Genomic DNA, 17091 nt, shown 5'->3' on the forward strand with positions numbered 1-17091 from the left:
GACGGCCGGACACCAGCCGTCAATGAGGTGACGCCTCAGTCACCCGTCAGGACGAGGCCGCTCGTCGGCACGCCCGTCCCCGCCGTGACCAGCACCCGGGCCGCGCCGGCGACCTGGTTGACCGCCGCGCCGCGGATCTGCCGGACACCCTCCGCGATGCCGTTCATCCCGTGGATGTACGCCTCGCCGAGCTGGCCGCCGTGCGGATTCAACGGCAACGCCCCGTCGAGCTCCAAAGCGCCGTCGGCGATGAAGTCCTTCGCCTCCCCGCGGCCGCAGAAACCCAGTTCTTCCAGCTGCATCAACACATACGGCGTGAAGTGGTCGTACAGCACGGCGACGTCCACATCGGACGGTCCGAGCCCGGACTGGCCCCACAGCTGCCGCCCCACGACGCCCATCTCGGGCAGCGCGGCCAGGTCGTCGCGGTAGTAGCTGGTCATCACGTACTGGTCCGGCCCGCTCCCCTGCGCCGCCGCGGCGATCACCGCCGGCGCTTGGGCCAGGTCACGGGCCCGTTCGACGCTCGTCACGACCAGCGCCACCCCGCCGTCGCTCTCCTGGCAGCAGTCGAGCAGGTGCAGCGGCTCGGCCACCCAGCGTGACGACTGGTGCTCCTCGAGGGTGATCGGCCGCTCATGAAACCACGCGTTCGGGTTGGTCGCCGCGTGCTTTCGGTCGACCACCGCGACTCGGCCGAAGTCCTCGCTCGTCGCGCCGTAGTCGTGGAGGTACCGCTGCGCGACCATGGCGACCGTCGCCGCCGGGGTCGCGATGCCCATCGGGTAGTGGAACGCGTTGTCGACGCCGGACGAGTTGACCTGCCCGGCCGCGGCCGAGGACACCTGGCCGAACCGCATGCCCGAACGTTCGTTGAACGCCCGGTACGCGACGACGACGTCCGCGACGCCGGTCGCCACCGCCATCGCGGCCTGCTGGACGGTCGCCGCCGCCGCACCGCCGCCGTAGTGGATACGGCTGAAGAACTTCAGTTCCGGGATGCCCAGCTCGCGCGCGACCGCGATCTCGGCGTTGCCGTCCATCGTGAACGACACCAGTCCGTCCACATCGGACGGCTTCAACCCGGCGTCGGCCAAGGCGTGGGAAATGCATTCGGCGGCCAGCCGCAGTTCGCTGCGCCCGGAGTCCTTCGAAAACTCGGTCGCGCCGATCCCGGCGATGGCGGCCTTGCCCGAGAGCGTCACGGCAGCGTCACCTCCACGGTCCCGGCGACGTGCTCGCCGAGCGAGTCCACCCCCGACACCGAGACGACGACGTCGTTGCCCTCACGGGAGACCACGCGGCCGGTGAACGTCAGCGTGTCGTAGGCGTAGCACGGCACGCCGAGCCGGATCTTGATCGACCGGATCAGCGCCTCCGGCCCCGCCCACGCGGACACGAACCGCTGCACCAGGCCGGTGTCGGTGAGGATGTTGAGGAAGATGTCCTTCGAGCCGCGCTGAACCGCCGAATCGCGGTCGTGGTGCACGTCCTGGAAATCGCGGGTGGCCAGGGCCGTGCTCACGACGAACGTCGGCGTCGCCTCGATCGTCAGCGGCGGCAGCTCGGTCCCTTCGGCGACGGTCATCGAGCCACCTTCCAGGCCGGCAGCGTCAGGTCGTCGTCGACACGGACGAACGCCGCCACCACCGGCAGTCCGATGTGGACTTCTTCGGGTGACGCGTCCAGCAGCTCGGCCATCACGCGAACCCCTTCTTCCAGCTCCACCAGGGCCACGACGAACGGAAGGTCCTTGCCCGGCACCGGCGGGTGGTGGTGCACGACGTACGAGAACACGGTCCCGCGCCCGCTCGCGACGACGTAGTCCGGCTTGGTGTCCAGCGAGCCGTCGGGCGGCATCGGCCCTGGCGGGTGCCGCAGGGTCTCGCCCCAGCGCTGGATGCGCAGCTCCCCCTCGCGAAGACCGTCCCAGAAGAACTCCGTGTCACGGCTGATCACCGGCCGCAAGATCGGCGCCGGCGGCGGTTTCGGCGCGGGCGGCCGGAACTTGAGCACGCGGAACATCATCTCCGCAACGGCCTCGTCGCCGACGTACCAGGTCATCCGCGTGGTGACGAACCAGCCCTCGCCGAGCGCCGTCCTCTTCGGACCGACGACGTCTTCCAACCGGGTCCGCGCCTCGACCTGCTCACCAGGGCGCAGGTAGCGGTGGTAGGTCTGCTCCGAGTTCGTCGCGACGACGGACGTGAACCCGGCCTCGTCCAGCAGTTCCATCATCAGGCCGAGCGGGTCGTCGGACCCGCGGGGGACGTTCAGCCCGCCCATCGTCCACACCTGCGCCATCGCGGGCGGCGCGACCAGTCCCTTGTGGACACTCTTCGCGGCGAACTCCGGGTCGGTGTACACCGGGTTGTCGTCGCCGATCGCCTCGACCCAGTTGTTCACCATGGCCTGGTTCACCGGGTCGCGCGCCAGGCGCGGCGCGCACTCGCCGCGAGCGGCGATCTCTTCGGCGGCTTCCCGGATGTTCATCGCGGCACCCTCGGCAGGCCCAGGCCGATCGACGCGATCAGCTCCCGTTGGATTTCGCTGACCCCGCCGCCGAACGTCAGCACGATGTTGCGCTTCGCGGCGACGTCCAGCCATTCCGCCAGCTCGGCGGTGTCCGGATCGGCCAGGTCGCCGTGGCGCCCGACCAGCTCTTCCAGGTTCCGGCCGATGCGCTGGATGACCTCCGAGCTGAACACCTTCGTCGCCGACGCGTCGCCGACGGCCACCGGCGCGCTCGCCGAGGACACCGCGACCTGCCAGTTCAGCAGTTCGTTCACCCGCGTCACCGCCATGACTTCGGCCAGCACGGCCCGGACGTCGGCGAGGTCCAGCAGGCCGTGGGCAGCGGCCCACGCGCGGACGCGGTCGTACAGGCCGCCGATCCGCCCGGCCGGGCCGAGCATGACGCGCTCGTGGTTGAGCTGCGTCGTGATCAGCCGCCAGCCCTCGTTCTCCTTGCCCACCAAGCGGTTCGCCGGCACGCGAACGTCCGAATAGTACGTCGCGTTGACGTGGTGGGCACCGTCGCAGGTGATGATCGGCGTCCAGGAGTAGCCGGGGTCGCTCGTGTCCATGATGAGGATCGAGATGCCCTTGTGCCGCGGCGCGTCCGGCGCGGTCCGCACGGCCAGCCAGACGTAGTCGGCGTCATGGCCGCCGGTGGTGAAGATCTTCTGGCCGTTGACGACGTACTCGTCGCCGTCGCGCACCGCCGTCGTGCGCAGCGCCGCGAGGTCGGTGCCCGCCTCCGGTTCGGTGTAGCCGATCGCGAAGTGGATCTCGCCGGCCAGGATCTTGGGCAGGAAGAAGGATTTCTGCTCGTCCGTGCCGTACTGCTGCAGCGTCGGCCCGACCGTCTGCAGCGTCACCGAGGGCAGCTGGACGTCGGCGCGCGCGGCCTCGTCGACGAACAGGTGCTGCTCGATGCCGCCGAAGCCCTGCCCGCCGTACTCGACCGGCCAGCCGACGCCGAGCCGGCCGTCGCGGCCCATCCGGCGGACGATCTCGCGGAACACCGGCCCGTGCCGCTCGCGCAGCATGGCCTGACGTTCTTCGGGGCTGATCAGCCCGGCGAAGTAGTCGCGCAGTTCGGCGCGCAGCTCCCGTTGCGCCGCGGTCAGTTCGACGTGCATCCACGCACTCCCGCCACTCGTTCGCCGAGCCTGCCGAGCCGGTGCGCGGCGCCGCCGAGCGTCCGGCCGAGGTCCTTCACCGCCGATGAATACCGGTGCAGCGGATAGGTTTCGTCGACGCCGACGCCGCCGTGCAGGTGGTGGCAGGTCGCGAGCGCCTTGGGTGCCTCTTCGGCGAACCAGTAGGCGGCGATGTCCAGTTCGGCGTCCGCGTCCAGGCCGGCCGCCAGCCGCCACACCGCGGACGTCACGGCCAGGTGCACGGTCCGCGCGGCGACGTAGACGTCGGCGATCTGGCCGGCCACCGCCTGGAACGTCGCGAGGGGACGGCCGAACTGGGTGCGCTCACCCACGTGTTTCACCGTCAGCGCCAGGGCGCCGGCCAGGAGGCCGTCCCCGACCGCGAGCGCGCCGGCGAGCGCGAAGCGGTGCAGCGCCGCGACGGCGCCCCGGTCGAACAGGAGGTCGGACTCCTCGACGGCGACGCCGTCGAGACGCATGGTGTACTCCGGCGCCCCGGCCGAGGTGGGCGTCGGGACGAGCGTGACGCCGTCGGCGTGCGGGTCGACGAGGTAGACGGCGGTGCCGTGCGGAGTGGACACCGGCGTCAGGACCCGGGTGGCTTCACTCGCGTAGGGGACGGCGGTCTTCACCCCGCTGAGCAGCCACTTCCCGTCGCTCGCCCGCGCGGTCGTCGCGGGCTCGGCGACGAGCGGGGCGGACGGCTCGTGCAGGGCCGCGGTGAGCAGCTCCTCCCCCGCCGCGACCCCCGGCAGCAGGTCCGCGCGCTGTTGAGGTGTGCCGAGGGTTTCGATCGGCAGGACGCCCAGCGCCAACGCGGCGTAGGCGGGCACCGGCGCGGCGGCGCGGCCGACCTCGGTGAGGACCTGCGCGATCTCCGCGATGCCCAGGCCGTCGCCCTCCAGGTCGGGGGGCAGCGCGAGGGCGAGCAGGCCCGAAGACGCGAGGGCGCGCCAAGGATCGTCCTCGGCACTGAGCACTTTCGCGGCGAGGGCGGCGATCTCCGTCTGCGTATCGTCAAGGGTGAAGTCCACGCCTGTCCTCCGGATCGGCGCAATACTGAAACCTGTTCTAGTCTTAACCGGAAAGCGCCGGTACGGCAACCCCTCGGAGGAGCTTCAGTGGCGGTGACCGAACCGGACGGCGCGCGCCGGCGCCGGCGGATCACCGTGCCACCCACCGCGCGCGTGCCCGACCCGGTCCCCCTCGACCTGCCCGGGCGCGGCCGGACCGTGGTCACCGACGTCGGCCCGCGGGACGCACCGGCCCTCATCCTGCTGCATTCGGTGGCCTGCACGGGCTTGCTTACCTGGTACCCGGCCCTCGATCGGCTGGCGCGCCACCACCGCGTCGTCGTGTTCGACCAACGGTGGCACGGCCGGGGCATCCGGTCACCGGAGTTCCGGCTCGCCGACTGCGCCGAGGACGTCACCGCCGTGGCGGACGTGCTCGGCATCGGGCGGTTCGCGCTCGCCGGGTACTCGATGGGCGGCATGGTCGCCCAGCTCGTCGCCCGCGCCGAACCAGAACGTGTTACCGGGCTGGTGCTGTGCTCGACCGCGAGCAACTTCCGCCGCGGGCTGCGCCAGAGCGTCGCGCTCGACGTGTTCGGCCGGACGCTGCGGCAGCTGCGCGAGCGCGTGAAGCTGCCGGCTGTGCCCGCCGCCGTCCCGCGTGACCGCGTCCAGGACTACCGGTGGGGGCTGCGGGAGTTCCGGTCGACGACGCCGTGGGAGATCGCGGTCGCCGTCGACGAGATCGGCCGGTTCGACTCGACGCTCTGGCTGCCCACGCTGCAACTGCCCGCAGCCGTCGTCGTGACCGGCCGGGACCGGTTCATCGCCCCCGACCACCAGCGCTCGCTGGCCCGCCGCATCCCCGGCGCGGCGACCTACGAGGTCGCGGCCGGGCACGCCGCCTGCGTGCTCGCCGCCGACCGCTGGGTGCCCGCGCTGCTCGCCGCGGTCCACTCCCTTTGAGGAAGGAACTCACGATGGGACGTTTCAGCCTGCCCGACGAGAAGCCCGGCGGCCTGGACTCGCCCGTGACGGCGAAGGTCATGAAATACGGGGCGAAGGCTCAGGTGGCGGTCTTCCGGCTGACCGGCGGGCGCGTCGGCAGCACCTGGCGGATCGGCGCCGGGTTCCGCAAGCCGGTGCCGACGCTGCTGCTGGAGCACCGCGGGCGCAAGTCCGGCCGGCTGTTCACCACGCCGCTGCTCTACCTGAGCTCCGGCGAAGACGTCGTCATCGTCGGTTCCCAAGGCGGGCTGCCCCAGCACCCACAGTGGTACCGCAACCTGCTCGCGCACCCCGAGACCCGCATCCACCTCAAGGGCCGGCGCGACGTGCTCGTCACGGCCCGGGTGGCCGATCCGGCGGAACGCGCCGACCTCTGGCCGCGGCTCGTGGAGCTCTACGCCGACTTCGCGAAGTACCAGGCTTGGACTGACCGGGAGATCCCGGTCGTGGTGCTCAGCCCGCGGCCTTGAGCAGCTCGGCGAGCGCCTCCGGGAGCGCGTCGGCGAGCGGCCACAGGTCCTTGACCAGCTCCCGCGCGCCGAGCAGGCCGACGTGTATCTTGCCGGCGTTGGACAGCACGGTGACGTTCAGCCCGGCGCCGTGGAAGACCGGGCCGAGCGGGTAGAAGCCGGTGATCCGCGCGCCGAGCAGGTACAGCGGCATCGGCGGGCCGGGCACGTTGGAGACGACCAGGTTGTGCACCACCGGGTGCTTCTCGGCCAGGCGCAGCGCCGAATAGGCGCGGACCGCCATGCCGAACGCCGTCGCGGCCGAGAACTGCGCCCAGTCCTGCAGCATGTCGGCGTCGATGTCGTAGTGGTGGTCCTTCGACAGCCGGTTGGCCTCGGCGAGGAAGAACACCCGCGCGGCCGGGTCGGGCAGGTGCGTCGGCAGCGACGCGAAGAAGGCGGAAACCTTGTTGCTGCCGTGGTCGCGCTCGGTCCGGTCGTGCACCGAGACCGGAACGGTCGCCACCAGCGGGTCTTCGGGCAGTTCGCCGCGTGCTTCGAGGAAGTCCCGCAGTGCCCCGGCGACGAGCGCGAGCACGACGTCGTTGACCGTGACCCCGAAGGCGTTCTTCACGTCCTTGACCTCGCCGAGGTCGAGCTGGGCGAACGCGACGCTGCGGTGCCCGGTGATCGTGCCGTTCAGCGACGTCCGCGGCGCGGTGAACGGGATCGGCATCCCCTTGCCCCGCAAAGCTTTCCCGAGCCACTGCGGCATCAGGCCCAGCAGGTCCGGCAGCAGCCGCGCGAGCTCGGCGGGACGTTTAGCGACGCTCTCGACGCCGGTGCGGAGCAAGTTCAGCGGCGAGGGCATCGAGGGATTGCGGGGTTCCTCGATCGCCGGCGCCGGTGCGTCCGGCTCGAGGCCGGCGAGGTAGGTGATCAGGCTGGCGCCGCTCACCCCGTCGACACTGGCGTGGTGCATCTTCAGCAGCACGGCGATCTGGCCGTCGGCCAGGCCTTCGATGACGTACAGCTGCCAGAGCGGGTGCGCGCGGTCGAGCTGCTGCCCGGCGATGTGCGCGCACAGCTCGGCCAGCTCGACGCGGTCGCCGGGAGCCGGCACGCCGATGCGGTGCACGTGGTGGTCGAGGTCGAAGTCGTCGTCTTCGACCCAGACGGGATGCCCGATGTTCCAGAGCGGATTGTGCAGTTTGCGGCGGAACGCCGGAATGCCCCGAACCCGCTCCTCGAGTTTTTCCGCGAGTTTCGCGAAGGTGTAGCCGCCGGGGACGGTCGAGCCGTCGAGGGTGAGCAACCCGCAGACGTGCAGGACCTGGGACGACGTCTCGAGGTAGAGGAAACTCGCGTCGAGGCCGCTCAGTCTCTGCATGACGATCAGCGTAAGCCACTTCCGGCGAGCGGCGCGTCACCCTACTCGCCGGTATCATCGCGGTGGTGCAGCCGAATTTCCTGATCCGTCGCGCGGTCCAGCTCGGCCTCACCGCGAACGCGCTCCGCCCGTTGCGAGCCCGGTCCACGACCATCCCGGCGTTCTTCGCCGGGTGGCTGACCGGGGAGCTCGCGCCCCAGTTCCTGGCGTTGACGGCCGCGGACGCGGCTTTGCACGTGGCGCGTCACGGCGTCCGCGACCGGTCGACGCAGGCCGGGCTCGCGATGGCCGCCGCGTCCGCCGCCGGGCTCGCCACGCTGATCCGGACGGGCCACGGCGCCCGCGAGGAGATCGAGAAGGCGCTGACCAACGCTCTGGGCGAGGACTACGCGGCCGAGCTGGGCCGTTCCGACCTGGGTCTGCCGTGGGGCGAGCTGGCGCTGCCGTTCCGGATGGGCGCGCCGGACGTTCGCGTCGACCGCAACATCGCGTACGCCCCGGGCGGCAAGCGGTTCCTGCTGGACGTCTACCGCCCGTCTTCGCCGGTTTCCGGTGCGCCGGTCTTGCTGCAGGTCCACGGCGGCGCGTGGGTGATCGGCAACAAGGAGGAGCAGGGGCGGCCGTTGATGCGCTACCTGGCCCGTCGAGGCTGGGTGTGCGTCGCGATCAACTACCCGCTTTCGCCGACCCACCGCTGGCCGGCGCACATCGTGGCGGCGAAGCAGGCACTGGCGTGGATCCGCACGGAGATCGCGTCGTACGGCGGCGACCCCAGTTTTGTGGCGGTGACGGGCGGGTCGGCGGGCGGTCACCTGTCGGCGCTGCTGGCTTTGTCGCAGAACGACCCGGCTTTGCAGCCGGAGTTCGAGGACGTCGACACGAGCGTTCAGGCGTGCGTGCCGCACTACGGGGTGTACGACTTCGCGGCGACGTCGGGGTCTCGGGCCAGCCAGTACCGCCTGGAGAGCTTGATCGCGCGGCGGGTGTTCGCGGCGGATCGCGACCCGGTTCAGCACCTGGACGACTACATCGCGGCGTCGCCGTTGGATCGGATTTCGTCGGAGGCTCCGCCGTTCTTCGTGATCCACGGGCGGGACGATTCGCTGGTGCCGGTGCGTGAGGCGCGCGAGTTCGTGCGGCGGCTGCGGGAGAAGTCGCGGGCGCCGGTGGCTTATGCGGAGCTGGCTGGGGCTCAGCATGCGTTCGATGTGTTCACTTCCGTGCGGAGTGCGCATGTGGTGCGCGGTGTAGCGCGGTTCCTGGACTTCACCTACAACGCCTGGAAGGCCGAGAACCGGTAGCGACGTCGTTCACTGCATTCGAGCCCAGCACTCGGGTTCGGCGGAGTGCCGCGGTCAGTAGGCCAGGTCGACCGGGCTCGCCGAGGGCGGGCCGTCCAAGCGCCACTCCGCGCCCGCGCGGATGAACCGGTACCAGCGGGCGTCGCGGCCGTAGCGCAGCTGTAGCTCTCCCTGCGTCAGGCGGTTGCGCCATACCTTGGGCGTTCCCGGCAGCCCCGCTTCGGCCAGCACTGCTTGCGCTTCGGCCAGCGGGCCCGGACCCGGCTGCCACGTCTCGCGCACGACCGCCAGGCCGCCGCGTCCGGCTTCGCGCCAGGCCTCGGCCCAATGGACCAAGTCCCGCAGGGGGACCCCGGCCGCGGTCGCCAAAGCGGTGAACTCCGAGCCGGTCCGGCCCGCCGCTCGGCGCGCCAGATCCTCCTCGAACGTCAGCTCCGCGGCCGTCACTCCGCCCGTCAGCAGGTCACGCGCCAGCGAAGCCGCGTCCTCCGCGAGCACGGACAGTGCGGCAGCAGTCCAGCCCGTGCTCGGGGGCGGGTCGAGGTCCAGGACCGCCGGTGGCCCGGGTACCCGCGGTGGCGGTGGCAGGGCCGGGATCGCGCCCGGCCGCCGGGCGTAGGCCGCGCGCGGTGTCAGCCCTTCGTCCACGCGCTTCGGCAGCTTCGGTTGCTCGCCGCGCGCCGGGGCGCGGCGGGATCGCAGTTCGGCCAGGACGTCCGCCCGCGGACGGCCGCGCAGCAGGAACAGCGTGAACGGGTCGCGGTCCACCTCGTCGGCGACCAGGTAGTACACCGCGGCGACGTGCTTGCACGGGTTCGCCGAGTCCGGGCACGAGCACCGCGGCCGCAGGTCGCCCGGGCCGGGCAGCAGGTCGGCGCCCGCCTCGCGGGCCTGCTCGGCGAGCGCGCCCGGCAGCTCGCCGTCGAGCAGCGCGGCCGCGTGCCCGAGCTGCGTGCCGACCACGCCGAGCAGCGTGTCCCACTCGCCGTCGGTGAAGGTGCGCATCGTGATGGTCACCTTGTACGGCTGCGGCCGGCTGCCACGCACCCGCGCCGTCATCACCCCGGCGCCGAAGTGCAGCTCGCTGACCGTGCCCTTGCGCGCGTACGTCCGCCCGCGGGGCAGCCGGTTCGGATCGAGCTTCGCGCGCTGCTCCAGCGCGTCGACCCAGGCGCGGCCCCACCAGGTACGGCCGAAACTCCGCCTCGGAGGCATCACCCGCTCCCGAGGCGGACCAGGTCCGCGAGCTCGTCGTCGGACAGTTCGGTGATCCAGTCCTCCCCCGCGCCGACGATCGACTCGGCCAGCCCCCGCTTCTTCTCGAGCACCTGCGCGATCCGCTCCTCGAGGGTGCCCTCGGCGATCAGCCGGTGGACCTGGACCGGGCGGTCCTGGCCGATGCGGTACGCGCGGTCGGTGGCCTGGTCCTCGACCGCCGGGTTCCACCAGCGGTCGTAGTGGATCACGTGGGTGGCCCGGGTCAGGTTGAGCCCGACGCCGCCCGCCTTGAGCGACAGCAGGAACACCGGGATCTCGCCGGCCTGGAACCGGTCGACCATGTCCTGGCGTTTCGCCGGTGAGCTTTCGCCGGAGAGCAGTTCGGTGGGCAGGCCCCGGTCCTTGAGCCGGCGCTCGAGCAGCTTGCAGAGCTGGACGTACTGGCTGAAGACCAGGACGCTCTCGCCCTCGTCGAGGATGACGTCCACCAGCTCTTCGAACGCGGCGAGCTTGCCGGACCGGCCGGTGAGCGCGCTGTGCGGTTCCTTGAGGAACTGAGCCGGGTGGTTGCAGATCTGCTTGAGCTCGGTGAGCAGCTGCAGGACCTGCCCGCGCCGCTTGATGCCCTGCGTCTCGCGGATTTCGGCCAGGTTCTCGCGCACGACGGCTTCGTAGAGCGTGGTCTGCTCGGCGGTGAGCGGGACGAACCGGTCGGTCTCTGTCTTCGGCGGCAGCTCGGGGGCGATGTCCGGGTCGGACTTGCGCCGCCGCAGCAGGAACGGCCGGACGGTGGCGGCCAGCCGTTCGGTGACCGCCTTGTCGCGGTCGCGCTCGATCGGCCGCGCCACCGTGCGGCGAAAGCGGTCGAGCGGACCGAGCAGGCCGGGCGTGGTCCAGTCCACAATGGACCACAGTTCGGTCAGCCGGTTTTCGACCGGGGTGCCGGTGAGGGCGACCTTGGCCCGGGCGGGGATCTTGCGGAGCTCCTTGGCCGTGGCGGACAGCGGGTTCTTGACGTGCTGCGCCTCGTCCGCGGCGACGAGCCCCCAGTCCACTTCGGACAGTGTCTCGCGATCGCGGCGGAGGACGCCGTAGGTGGCGAGCACGACCTCGTCGGGGGCGAGGTCGTCGAGGTGGCGGCTGCCGCCGTGGAACCGGCGGACCGGGATGTCCGGGGCGAAGCGGGCGAACTCGCGCTCCCAGTTGCCCAGGAGGGAGGTCGGGCAGAGGACCAGGGTCGGCCCGGCGGTCGAGGCAGGCTCCGTGGCTTCCGCCGGCTGGGACTGCCCCTCGGGCCGAGGCTCGGCAAGCTCCGCGGCGGCTTCGGACGAGCAGGTCTGGTTGCCGGCCGGAGCTTTAGCCAAGTCGAGAGGGCCGCCGGCCCCGGCAGGCACCGCTCCCGCCGGGAGCACCGCAACCGGCTCACTCGCGGCCTGCGCCCCACCCCGCAAGGCGGCCTCGGCCGGGTCGAGATGACCACCGGCGCCGAGCGCCGCTCCCGGCGCCGAGTCTGCAGCGAGTCCGGCCGCCGACCCGGCAGCACCGGATGGCAACGCTGAGGCCAACGCTCGGCGGTGGAGGTGCAGGGCGATCAGCTGGATCGTCTTGCCCAGCCCCATGTCGTCGGCCAGGCACGCGCCCAGCCCGAGCCCGGTCATCGTCGCCAGCCAGGCCAACCCGGCCTGCTGGTACGGCCGCAGCGTCGCCTGCAACCCCGGCGGCGTGGCCACCTCCGCACCCATCCGGTCGCGGATCCGCTCGGCCAGTCCGCCCAGCACCGGGGGCGCCGCGAACTCGACGCGTTCGCCGTCCAGTTCCAGCTCGCCCGTGAGCGCCGCCGCCAGGGCCTCACCCGCGTCGAGCTTGCGGGTGCGGCTCCGGACCCGCGCGAGCAGCTGCGGATCCACGCGCACCCACTGCCCGCGCAGCCGGACCAGCGGGCGCTTCGCCTCCGCGAGGGCCGCGACCTCCGCCTCGGTCAGCTGCTCGCCGCCGAGGCTGAGCTGCCAGCGGAACTCCAGGAGGCTCTTCAGCGCGAACTCCGCCTCCGTGACGCTCGCCGGCGCCTGGGTCGCGCTCGCCTTCGCCTTCACCTCGCCGGCGAACAGGCCCTTCGACCAGAGCACCTCGATGCCGGCGCCGCCGAGGTCGCGGCTGCCGTCGGTGAGCAGGTCGACGACGTCGTCGTCCGTCAACGGCAGTTCCGCGGGCGTGGCCTGCTCCAAGACCCGGCCCAGCGGCGCCCACGCCCGCGCGCCGCGGCGCAGGCCGAGCAGCAGCTGCGTCTCCACCTGGTCGCCGAGCCGGTTCAGCACCGCGTCCGGCGCGTCCCACAGCGTCGACGCCTCGACCACGAGGCTCGCCTCCGCCATGCTGCGCACCGCCAACACCCCGGCGAACGTGTCGTCGTCCCGGCCCTCGACCCGCAGCAGCACCTGGACGCCGCGGGGTTCGCGGGCCTCCAGCTCCGCCAGCCAGGCCGCGCCGTCCGGGCCGAGCAGGGCCGGTTCGCGCGCCGCGAACGCCGGGTCGCCGGCCCCGACCGGGGCCGCCGGGCTGCGCGCCAGCAGGTCGGCCGTCGCGTCCCACAGCGCGCGGACCAGGGAGTCCGGCGAGTGCAGGCGAATGCGTTTCAGCCCGGTCAGCGGCAGCGCGTACGCCTCCGGCGGCAGGGCACCGGCCAGGCCTCGCAGCAGCTCTTCGTCGGCCGCGTCCAACGGCCCGATCCGCCAGGCCGCCGCCCCGGCCGGCGAGACGGCGGGCCGCAGCCGCCCCCGCGCGACGAGGTTCACCCCGGCGTTGACGGCCGCCGACCACGCCGCGACGGCCGGGCTGGCTTCTTCTCCCACCGCGAGCAGGCGAGGCAGCGCGCGTTCGAGCGGGACGAGCTCCGCGTCGACCTTCGTCCGCGCGAACTTCGCGCCCCGCGGCAGCACGAGCTCGATCGTGGTCCCGCCGGCCACGTCGTCGCCCCACAAGGCCAGCACGCCGTCCCGCGGGGGATCCGCGGGAAGGTAGGTGGCCCGGGTGTCTGCGCTGAACTCCACGACGGCAACGCTAGAACACGCCCCCGACAGTTTCGGCCCGGGCGGCACGAACGGTCCTTTCGCGCCCCCCGATCCGCGTGATCCGGGCCGGGACTCGCGTGAGCAGAGCCGGATCCCGCGTGATCAGACACGTAACTCGCGTGATCAGAGACGGGACTCGCGTGATCGGGGACGTAACTCGCGTGATTGAAGGGGCATCTCGCGTGATCGGGCGGGCATCTCGCGTGATTGGAGGGGCATCTCGCGTGATCGGGCGGGCATCTCGCGTGATTGGCGGGGCATCAGCCGCGCGGCAGGCCCAGGAGCCGTTCCGCGGTCAGGGACCGCAGGACCTGCGTCGTGCCGCCCGCGATGGACAGGCAGCGCGTCAGCAGGAACTCGTGCTGCGCCGGACCGCCGGCGACCAGCGCACCCGCGCCCGCCAGCTCCAGGGCGAACTCCGCGACCTCCTGCCGGTGCTGCACCCCGAGCAGCTTTCGCACACTCGACTCCGCGCCCGGGTCCTGCCCTTCCAGCCGGCGCAGGGCCGCCCGCAGGTCCAGCACCGAACCCGCCACTCCGAAAGCCACCAGCGAACCGAGCTGGTTCAAGGCCACGTCGTCCAAGGCCGAGGCGTCCACTGTGGACACCAGCGACTGCACGCTCTCCCCTACCGCGGATCCGCTCCCGAGGGCAACCCTCTCGTTGGCCAGGGTCGTGCGCGCCAGCCGCCAGCCGCCGCCCGGCGTGCCGACGACGTCGGTGTCCGGGACGAACACGTCGTCGAGGAACACCTCGTTGAACACGGCCTCGCCGGTGATCTCCCGCAGCGGCCGGGTCGTGATGCCCTCGGCGCGCATGTCCACCAGGAAGTACGTGATCCCCTTGTGTTTGGGCACGTCCGGGTCGGTGCGCGCGAGGCAGATCCCCCAGTCGGCTTCGCGCGCGAGCGACGTCCACACCTTCTGCCCGGTCAGCCGCCAGCCGCCGTCGACGCGCCGGGCGGCCGTCCGCAGCGCCGCCAGGTCGGACCCGGCGCCCGGCTCGCTGAACAGCTGGCACCACGTGATCTCACCACGGAGGGTGGGCCGGGCGAACCGGGAACGCTGCTCGTCGCTGCCGTGCTCCAGGATCGTCGGCACCGCCCACGCGCCGATCACCAGGTCAGGACGGCGGACACCGGCCGCGGCGAGCGCGCCGTCGATCCGCAGCTGCTCCGCCGCGTCGGCCCCGCGTCCGAACGGCGCCGGCCAGTGCGGCGTCAGCAGTCCCGCGTCGGCCAGAGCGACCCGCTGCTCAGAACCGGAAAGCGCCGCGATCCGCGCCACCTCGTCGCGCAAGGCGGGGTCGTCCCCGACGTCGACGCCCAGCGTCCGCTCGGTCCCGGCGAGAGCCAGCGAAGCCGCCTGACGCCGCCACGGCCCGGAGCCGCCGAGCCACTGCCGCAACGCTACGGCCCGGCGCAGGTAGAGGTGCGCGTCGTGCTCCCAGGTGAACCCGATGCCCCCGAGGATCTGGATGCAGTCCTTCGCGTTGGCGACGGCCGCGTCGAGGGCGACGACGGCCGCGCTCGCCACCGACAGCGGGTGCTGCCCGGAAGCCGCGTCCCAGGCCAGCGCCTCGGCCGCTTCGGCGCGGCAAAGCATTTCGGCGCACAGCTGCTTGATCGCCTGGAACCCGCCGATGGGCTTGCCGAACTGCTCGCGGACCTTGGCGTACTCGACGGCGACGGTCAGGCAGCGCCGCGCCACCCCCGCGGCTTCGGCCGCGGACAAAATCACCGCCAAGGGAGCGACCGGCGGCAAGGTCAGCGGATCGGCACGGACGCCGGAGAACCGGACGCGCGCCAGCGGGCGCGAGAAGTCGAACGGCGTCAGCGGCTCGACGGTCACCCCGGCCGTCCCCGGCGCGAGCAGCACGTGGCCACCCTCGACCGGCACCACCAGCCACGACTCGGCAGTGGCTCCCGGCACCGGTCCGCTGACGCCGTCGTCGAGCGACGGCGCGTCCAGCAGCACCGCGACCGTGGCTTCCCCCTCGGCGACGGCGGAAAGCAGCTCCTTCGCTTCGGGCACCTCCGCCAGCAGGAGGCCGCCGAGCGCGGTGCTCAAGACAGGGCCGGGAACAAGTTCTTCGGCCGCCGCGGCGAGACCGGCGGCCAGGTCGGCGAGGGTGCCGTCGGCGCCGCCGGCCGCGGCGGGCAGGGCGACGCCGAACAGGCCGAGTCCGGCGAAGCCGGCGGAAATCCCGGCCGCCGGACCGGTTTCGGCCGCGCGCACCGCCTCTCGCGGATGGTGCGCGGCGGACCAGGCGTGGATCGCCTCGGCCAGCGCGGCCTGTTCCTCGGTGAGCGCGACCGGCATCGGGGTCTCCTCGCGGTACGGGACACTACTCGCGAGTGTAGAACGTGTTACAGTTTTTCGGCCAGTGGGTCGATTGTTGAACGTTTCGCCAGGACAGGTACTCTACGTCGTGAACTGGAACAAGTTCCGAAGGACGGGGGAATGCCGATGCCCGGCAAAGCCAAAGCGCCGGCGAAGGCACGCGGGAACGGCCTGAGCGCGATCGGAGCCGACGAACTCGGCTCGGCCGCCCAGCGCGACCGCCGTCGCCGGATCATCGACGCCACCCTCGCCCTGGCCTCCAAGGGCGGCTACGACGCCGTGCAGATGCGCGCGGTCGCCGAGAAGGCCGACGTCGCGCTGGGCACCCTGTACCGGTACTTCCCGTCCAAGATCCACCTGCTCGTCTCCGGCCTCGCGCGCGAGTTCGAGCGCGCGCAGGAGAAGCTGGAACGCCAGGCCATCCCCGGCGAGACGCCGGCCGAGCGGCTGATGTTCGTGCTCGGCCGCAACACCCGCCTGATGCAGCGCGACCCGCACCTGACCGAGGCGATGGTTCGCGCGTTCATGTTCGCCGACACGTCCGCCGCCGCCGAGGTCGAGCAGGTCGGGCGGCTCATGGAGAACATGTTCGCCCAGGCCATGGGCATCTCCGAGCCGACCGAGGCCGACCGCGACATCTTCCACGTCGTCGCGGACGTCTGGATGGCGAACCTGGTGGCCTGGGTGACCCGCCGCGCCTCGGCGGCCGACGTCGCCAACCGCCTCGAACTGTCGGTGCACCTGCTGCTGGACAAGTAGCCGTTCGTCAGCGGTGGGCGGCGGCCACTTCCGCCAGCTCGTCCAGCGCCTTGAGCGTCTCGGCTTCCGGCAACGTCTCGAGCAGGAACGTGTAGCGCTCGACGCCCGCCTCGCGGAAGCCGTCGATCACCTTGCCCTTCGTGTCGCCGCCGAAGACCGCGAACTCCACGTCGGACCGCCCCTGGTCGGCGAGCCAGCCGCGGACGCGCTTCGCCTCGTCGAAGTGCGTGTGGCCGCGCAGCAGCCAGCCGTCGCCGTAGCGGGCGAGACGGTTCAGCGCCGCTTCGCTCTCGCCGCCGATGTAGATCGGCGGGTGCGGTTTGCGCACCGGCTTCGGCCAGGCGTAGATCGGGGCGAAGTCGACGTGCTTGCCGTGGAACTCGGCCTCGTCCTTCGTCCAGATCTCCTTGAGCGCGGCCAGCTGCTCGTCGATCAGCGCGCCGCGGGTCTTCGGGTCGGTGCCGTGGTTGCGCATCTCCTCGCGGTTCCAGCCGACGCCGACGCCGAACAGCGCGCGCCCGTCGGAGACCAGGTCGAGCGACGCGACCTCCTTGGCGGTGTGGATCAGGTCGCGCTGGATCAGCAGCGCGATGCCGGTACCGAGCAGCAGCTCCGACGTCGCGGTGGCCGCCGCGGTGAGCGCCATGAACGGGTCGAGCGTGCGCTTGTACTTCTCCGGCAGGTCACCCCCGCCCGGGTACGGGGTTTCCCGGCTGACGGGGATGTGCGAGTGCTCGGCCAGGAACAGCGAGTCGAAGCCGCGTTCCTCCAGCGCCGCACCCAGCACGTCCGGCCGGATGCCTTCGTCGGTCACAAACGTCGAGATCCCGAATTTCATACTCAATCACTACCACCGGGTTGACAGGGGGTGCACGATG

At 72.1% G+C, this 17091-nt stretch carries 14 protein-coding genes; 4 read left to right on the forward strand and 10 right to left on the reverse strand.

What is annotated here, in order from left to right; genetic code table 11:
- Positions 1-35 precede the first annotated feature (35 nt).
- Genes AB0M59_RS35685 through AB0M59_RS35705 form a run of 5 tightly spaced genes read right to left on the reverse strand, consistent with a single transcriptional unit; the run spans position 36 to position 4699 of the window.
- Positions 36-1205, reverse strand: coding sequence for a lipid-transfer protein (locus tag AB0M59_RS35685; RefSeq protein ID WP_364624262.1), 1170 nt, complete (start codon positions 1203-1205; stop codon positions 36-38).
- Entirely contained in the window at positions 1202-1588 is a 387-nt protein-coding gene (locus tag AB0M59_RS35690) for a MaoC family dehydratase (protein WP_364624264.1), read from the reverse strand. Before AB0M59_RS35690 ends, AB0M59_RS35685 begins: the two co-directional genes overlap by 4 nt.
- Positions 1585-2493: an OB-fold domain-containing protein gene (locus AB0M59_RS35695; RefSeq protein ID WP_364624265.1), complete on the reverse strand. Its 909-nt coding sequence runs from the start codon at positions 2491-2493 to the stop codon at positions 1585-1587. The genes AB0M59_RS35690 and AB0M59_RS35695 overlap by 4 nt, the downstream gene beginning before the upstream one ends.
- Positions 2490-3644: an acyl-CoA dehydrogenase family protein gene (locus AB0M59_RS35700; RefSeq protein WP_364624267.1), complete on the reverse strand. Its 1155-nt coding sequence runs from the start codon at positions 3642-3644 to the stop codon at positions 2490-2492. Before AB0M59_RS35700 ends, AB0M59_RS35695 begins: the two co-directional genes overlap by 4 nt.
- Entirely contained in the window at positions 3629-4699 is a 1071-nt protein-coding gene (locus tag AB0M59_RS35705; RefSeq protein WP_364624269.1) for an acyl-CoA dehydrogenase family protein, read from the reverse strand. The genes AB0M59_RS35700 and AB0M59_RS35705 overlap by 16 nt, the downstream gene beginning before the upstream one ends.
- Positions 4700-4786: 87 nt before the next feature.
- On the opposite strand from AB0M59_RS35705, the gene AB0M59_RS35710 reads away from it, so the two are divergent.
- The gene (locus AB0M59_RS35710; RefSeq protein ID WP_364624271.1) at positions 4787-5644 is read left to right on the forward strand and encodes an alpha/beta hydrolase; all 858 of its coding nucleotides are present in this window, start codon (positions 4787-4789) and stop codon (positions 5642-5644) included.
- A gap of 14 nt (positions 5645-5658) precedes the next feature.
- Positions 5659-6156: a nitroreductase family deazaflavin-dependent oxidoreductase gene (locus AB0M59_RS35715; RefSeq protein WP_364624273.1), complete on the forward strand. Its 498-nt coding sequence runs from the start codon at positions 5659-5661 to the stop codon at positions 6154-6156.
- Here AB0M59_RS35715 and AB0M59_RS35720 read toward each other — a convergent pair.
- Positions 6140-7525 carry a wax ester/triacylglycerol synthase family O-acyltransferase gene (locus AB0M59_RS35720; RefSeq protein WP_364624275.1) on the reverse strand — a complete coding sequence of 462 codons (1386 nt, stop codon included), beginning with the start codon at positions 7523-7525 and terminating at the stop codon, positions 6140-6142. The two genes, AB0M59_RS35715 and AB0M59_RS35720, sit on opposite strands and share 17 nt — an antisense overlap.
- Before the next feature lie 65 nt (positions 7526-7590).
- On the opposite strand from AB0M59_RS35720, the gene AB0M59_RS35725 reads away from it, so the two are divergent.
- Complete coding sequence (locus AB0M59_RS35725; RefSeq protein WP_364624277.1) at positions 7591-8826, forward strand: alpha/beta hydrolase; 1236 nt, start codon at positions 7591-7593, stop codon at positions 8824-8826.
- A 54-nt stretch (positions 8827-8880) separates the two neighbouring features.
- On the opposite strand, the gene AB0M59_RS35730 is transcribed toward AB0M59_RS35725, so the two are convergent.
- The 3 genes from AB0M59_RS35730 to AB0M59_RS35740 all read right to left on the reverse strand — a co-directional run bounded on the left by AB0M59_RS35730 (position 8881) and on the right by AB0M59_RS35740 (position 15433).
- The gene (locus AB0M59_RS35730) at positions 8881-10041 is read right to left on the reverse strand and encodes an SWIM zinc finger family protein (protein ID WP_364624279.1); all 1161 of its coding nucleotides are present in this window, start codon (positions 10039-10041) and stop codon (positions 8881-8883) included.
- On the reverse strand, positions 10041-13091 hold the full coding sequence (locus AB0M59_RS35735; RefSeq protein WP_364624281.1) for a DEAD/DEAH box helicase: 3051 nt from the start codon (positions 13089-13091) through the stop codon (positions 10041-10043). The genes AB0M59_RS35730 and AB0M59_RS35735 overlap by 1 nt, the downstream gene beginning before the upstream one ends.
- A gap of 281 nt (positions 13092-13372) precedes the next feature.
- Positions 13373-15433, reverse strand: a complete 2061-nt coding sequence (locus tag AB0M59_RS35740; RefSeq protein WP_364624283.1) for an acyl-CoA dehydrogenase — start codon at positions 15431-15433, stop codon at positions 13373-13375.
- Positions 15434-15574: 141 nt separating this feature from the next.
- On the opposite strand from AB0M59_RS35740, the gene kstR reads away from it, so the two are divergent.
- Positions 15575-16213, forward strand: a complete 639-nt coding sequence (kstR, locus tag AB0M59_RS35745) for a cholesterol catabolism transcriptional regulator KstR (RefSeq protein ID WP_286003426.1) — start codon at positions 15575-15577, stop codon at positions 16211-16213.
- Between the two features lie 7 nt (positions 16214-16220).
- Here the strand turns inward: kstR and AB0M59_RS35750 are convergent, their stop codons facing one another.
- Positions 16221-17051: an LLM class F420-dependent oxidoreductase gene (locus tag AB0M59_RS35750; RefSeq protein ID WP_364624285.1), complete on the reverse strand. Its 831-nt coding sequence runs from the start codon at positions 17049-17051 to the stop codon at positions 16221-16223.
- Between the last annotated feature and the right edge of the window lie 40 nt (positions 17052-17091).

Source organism: Amycolatopsis sp. NPDC051371, assembly GCF_040682155.1.
In the GTDB taxonomy this organism is placed as follows: domain Bacteria; phylum Actinomycetota; class Actinomycetes; order Mycobacteriales; family Pseudonocardiaceae; genus Amycolatopsis.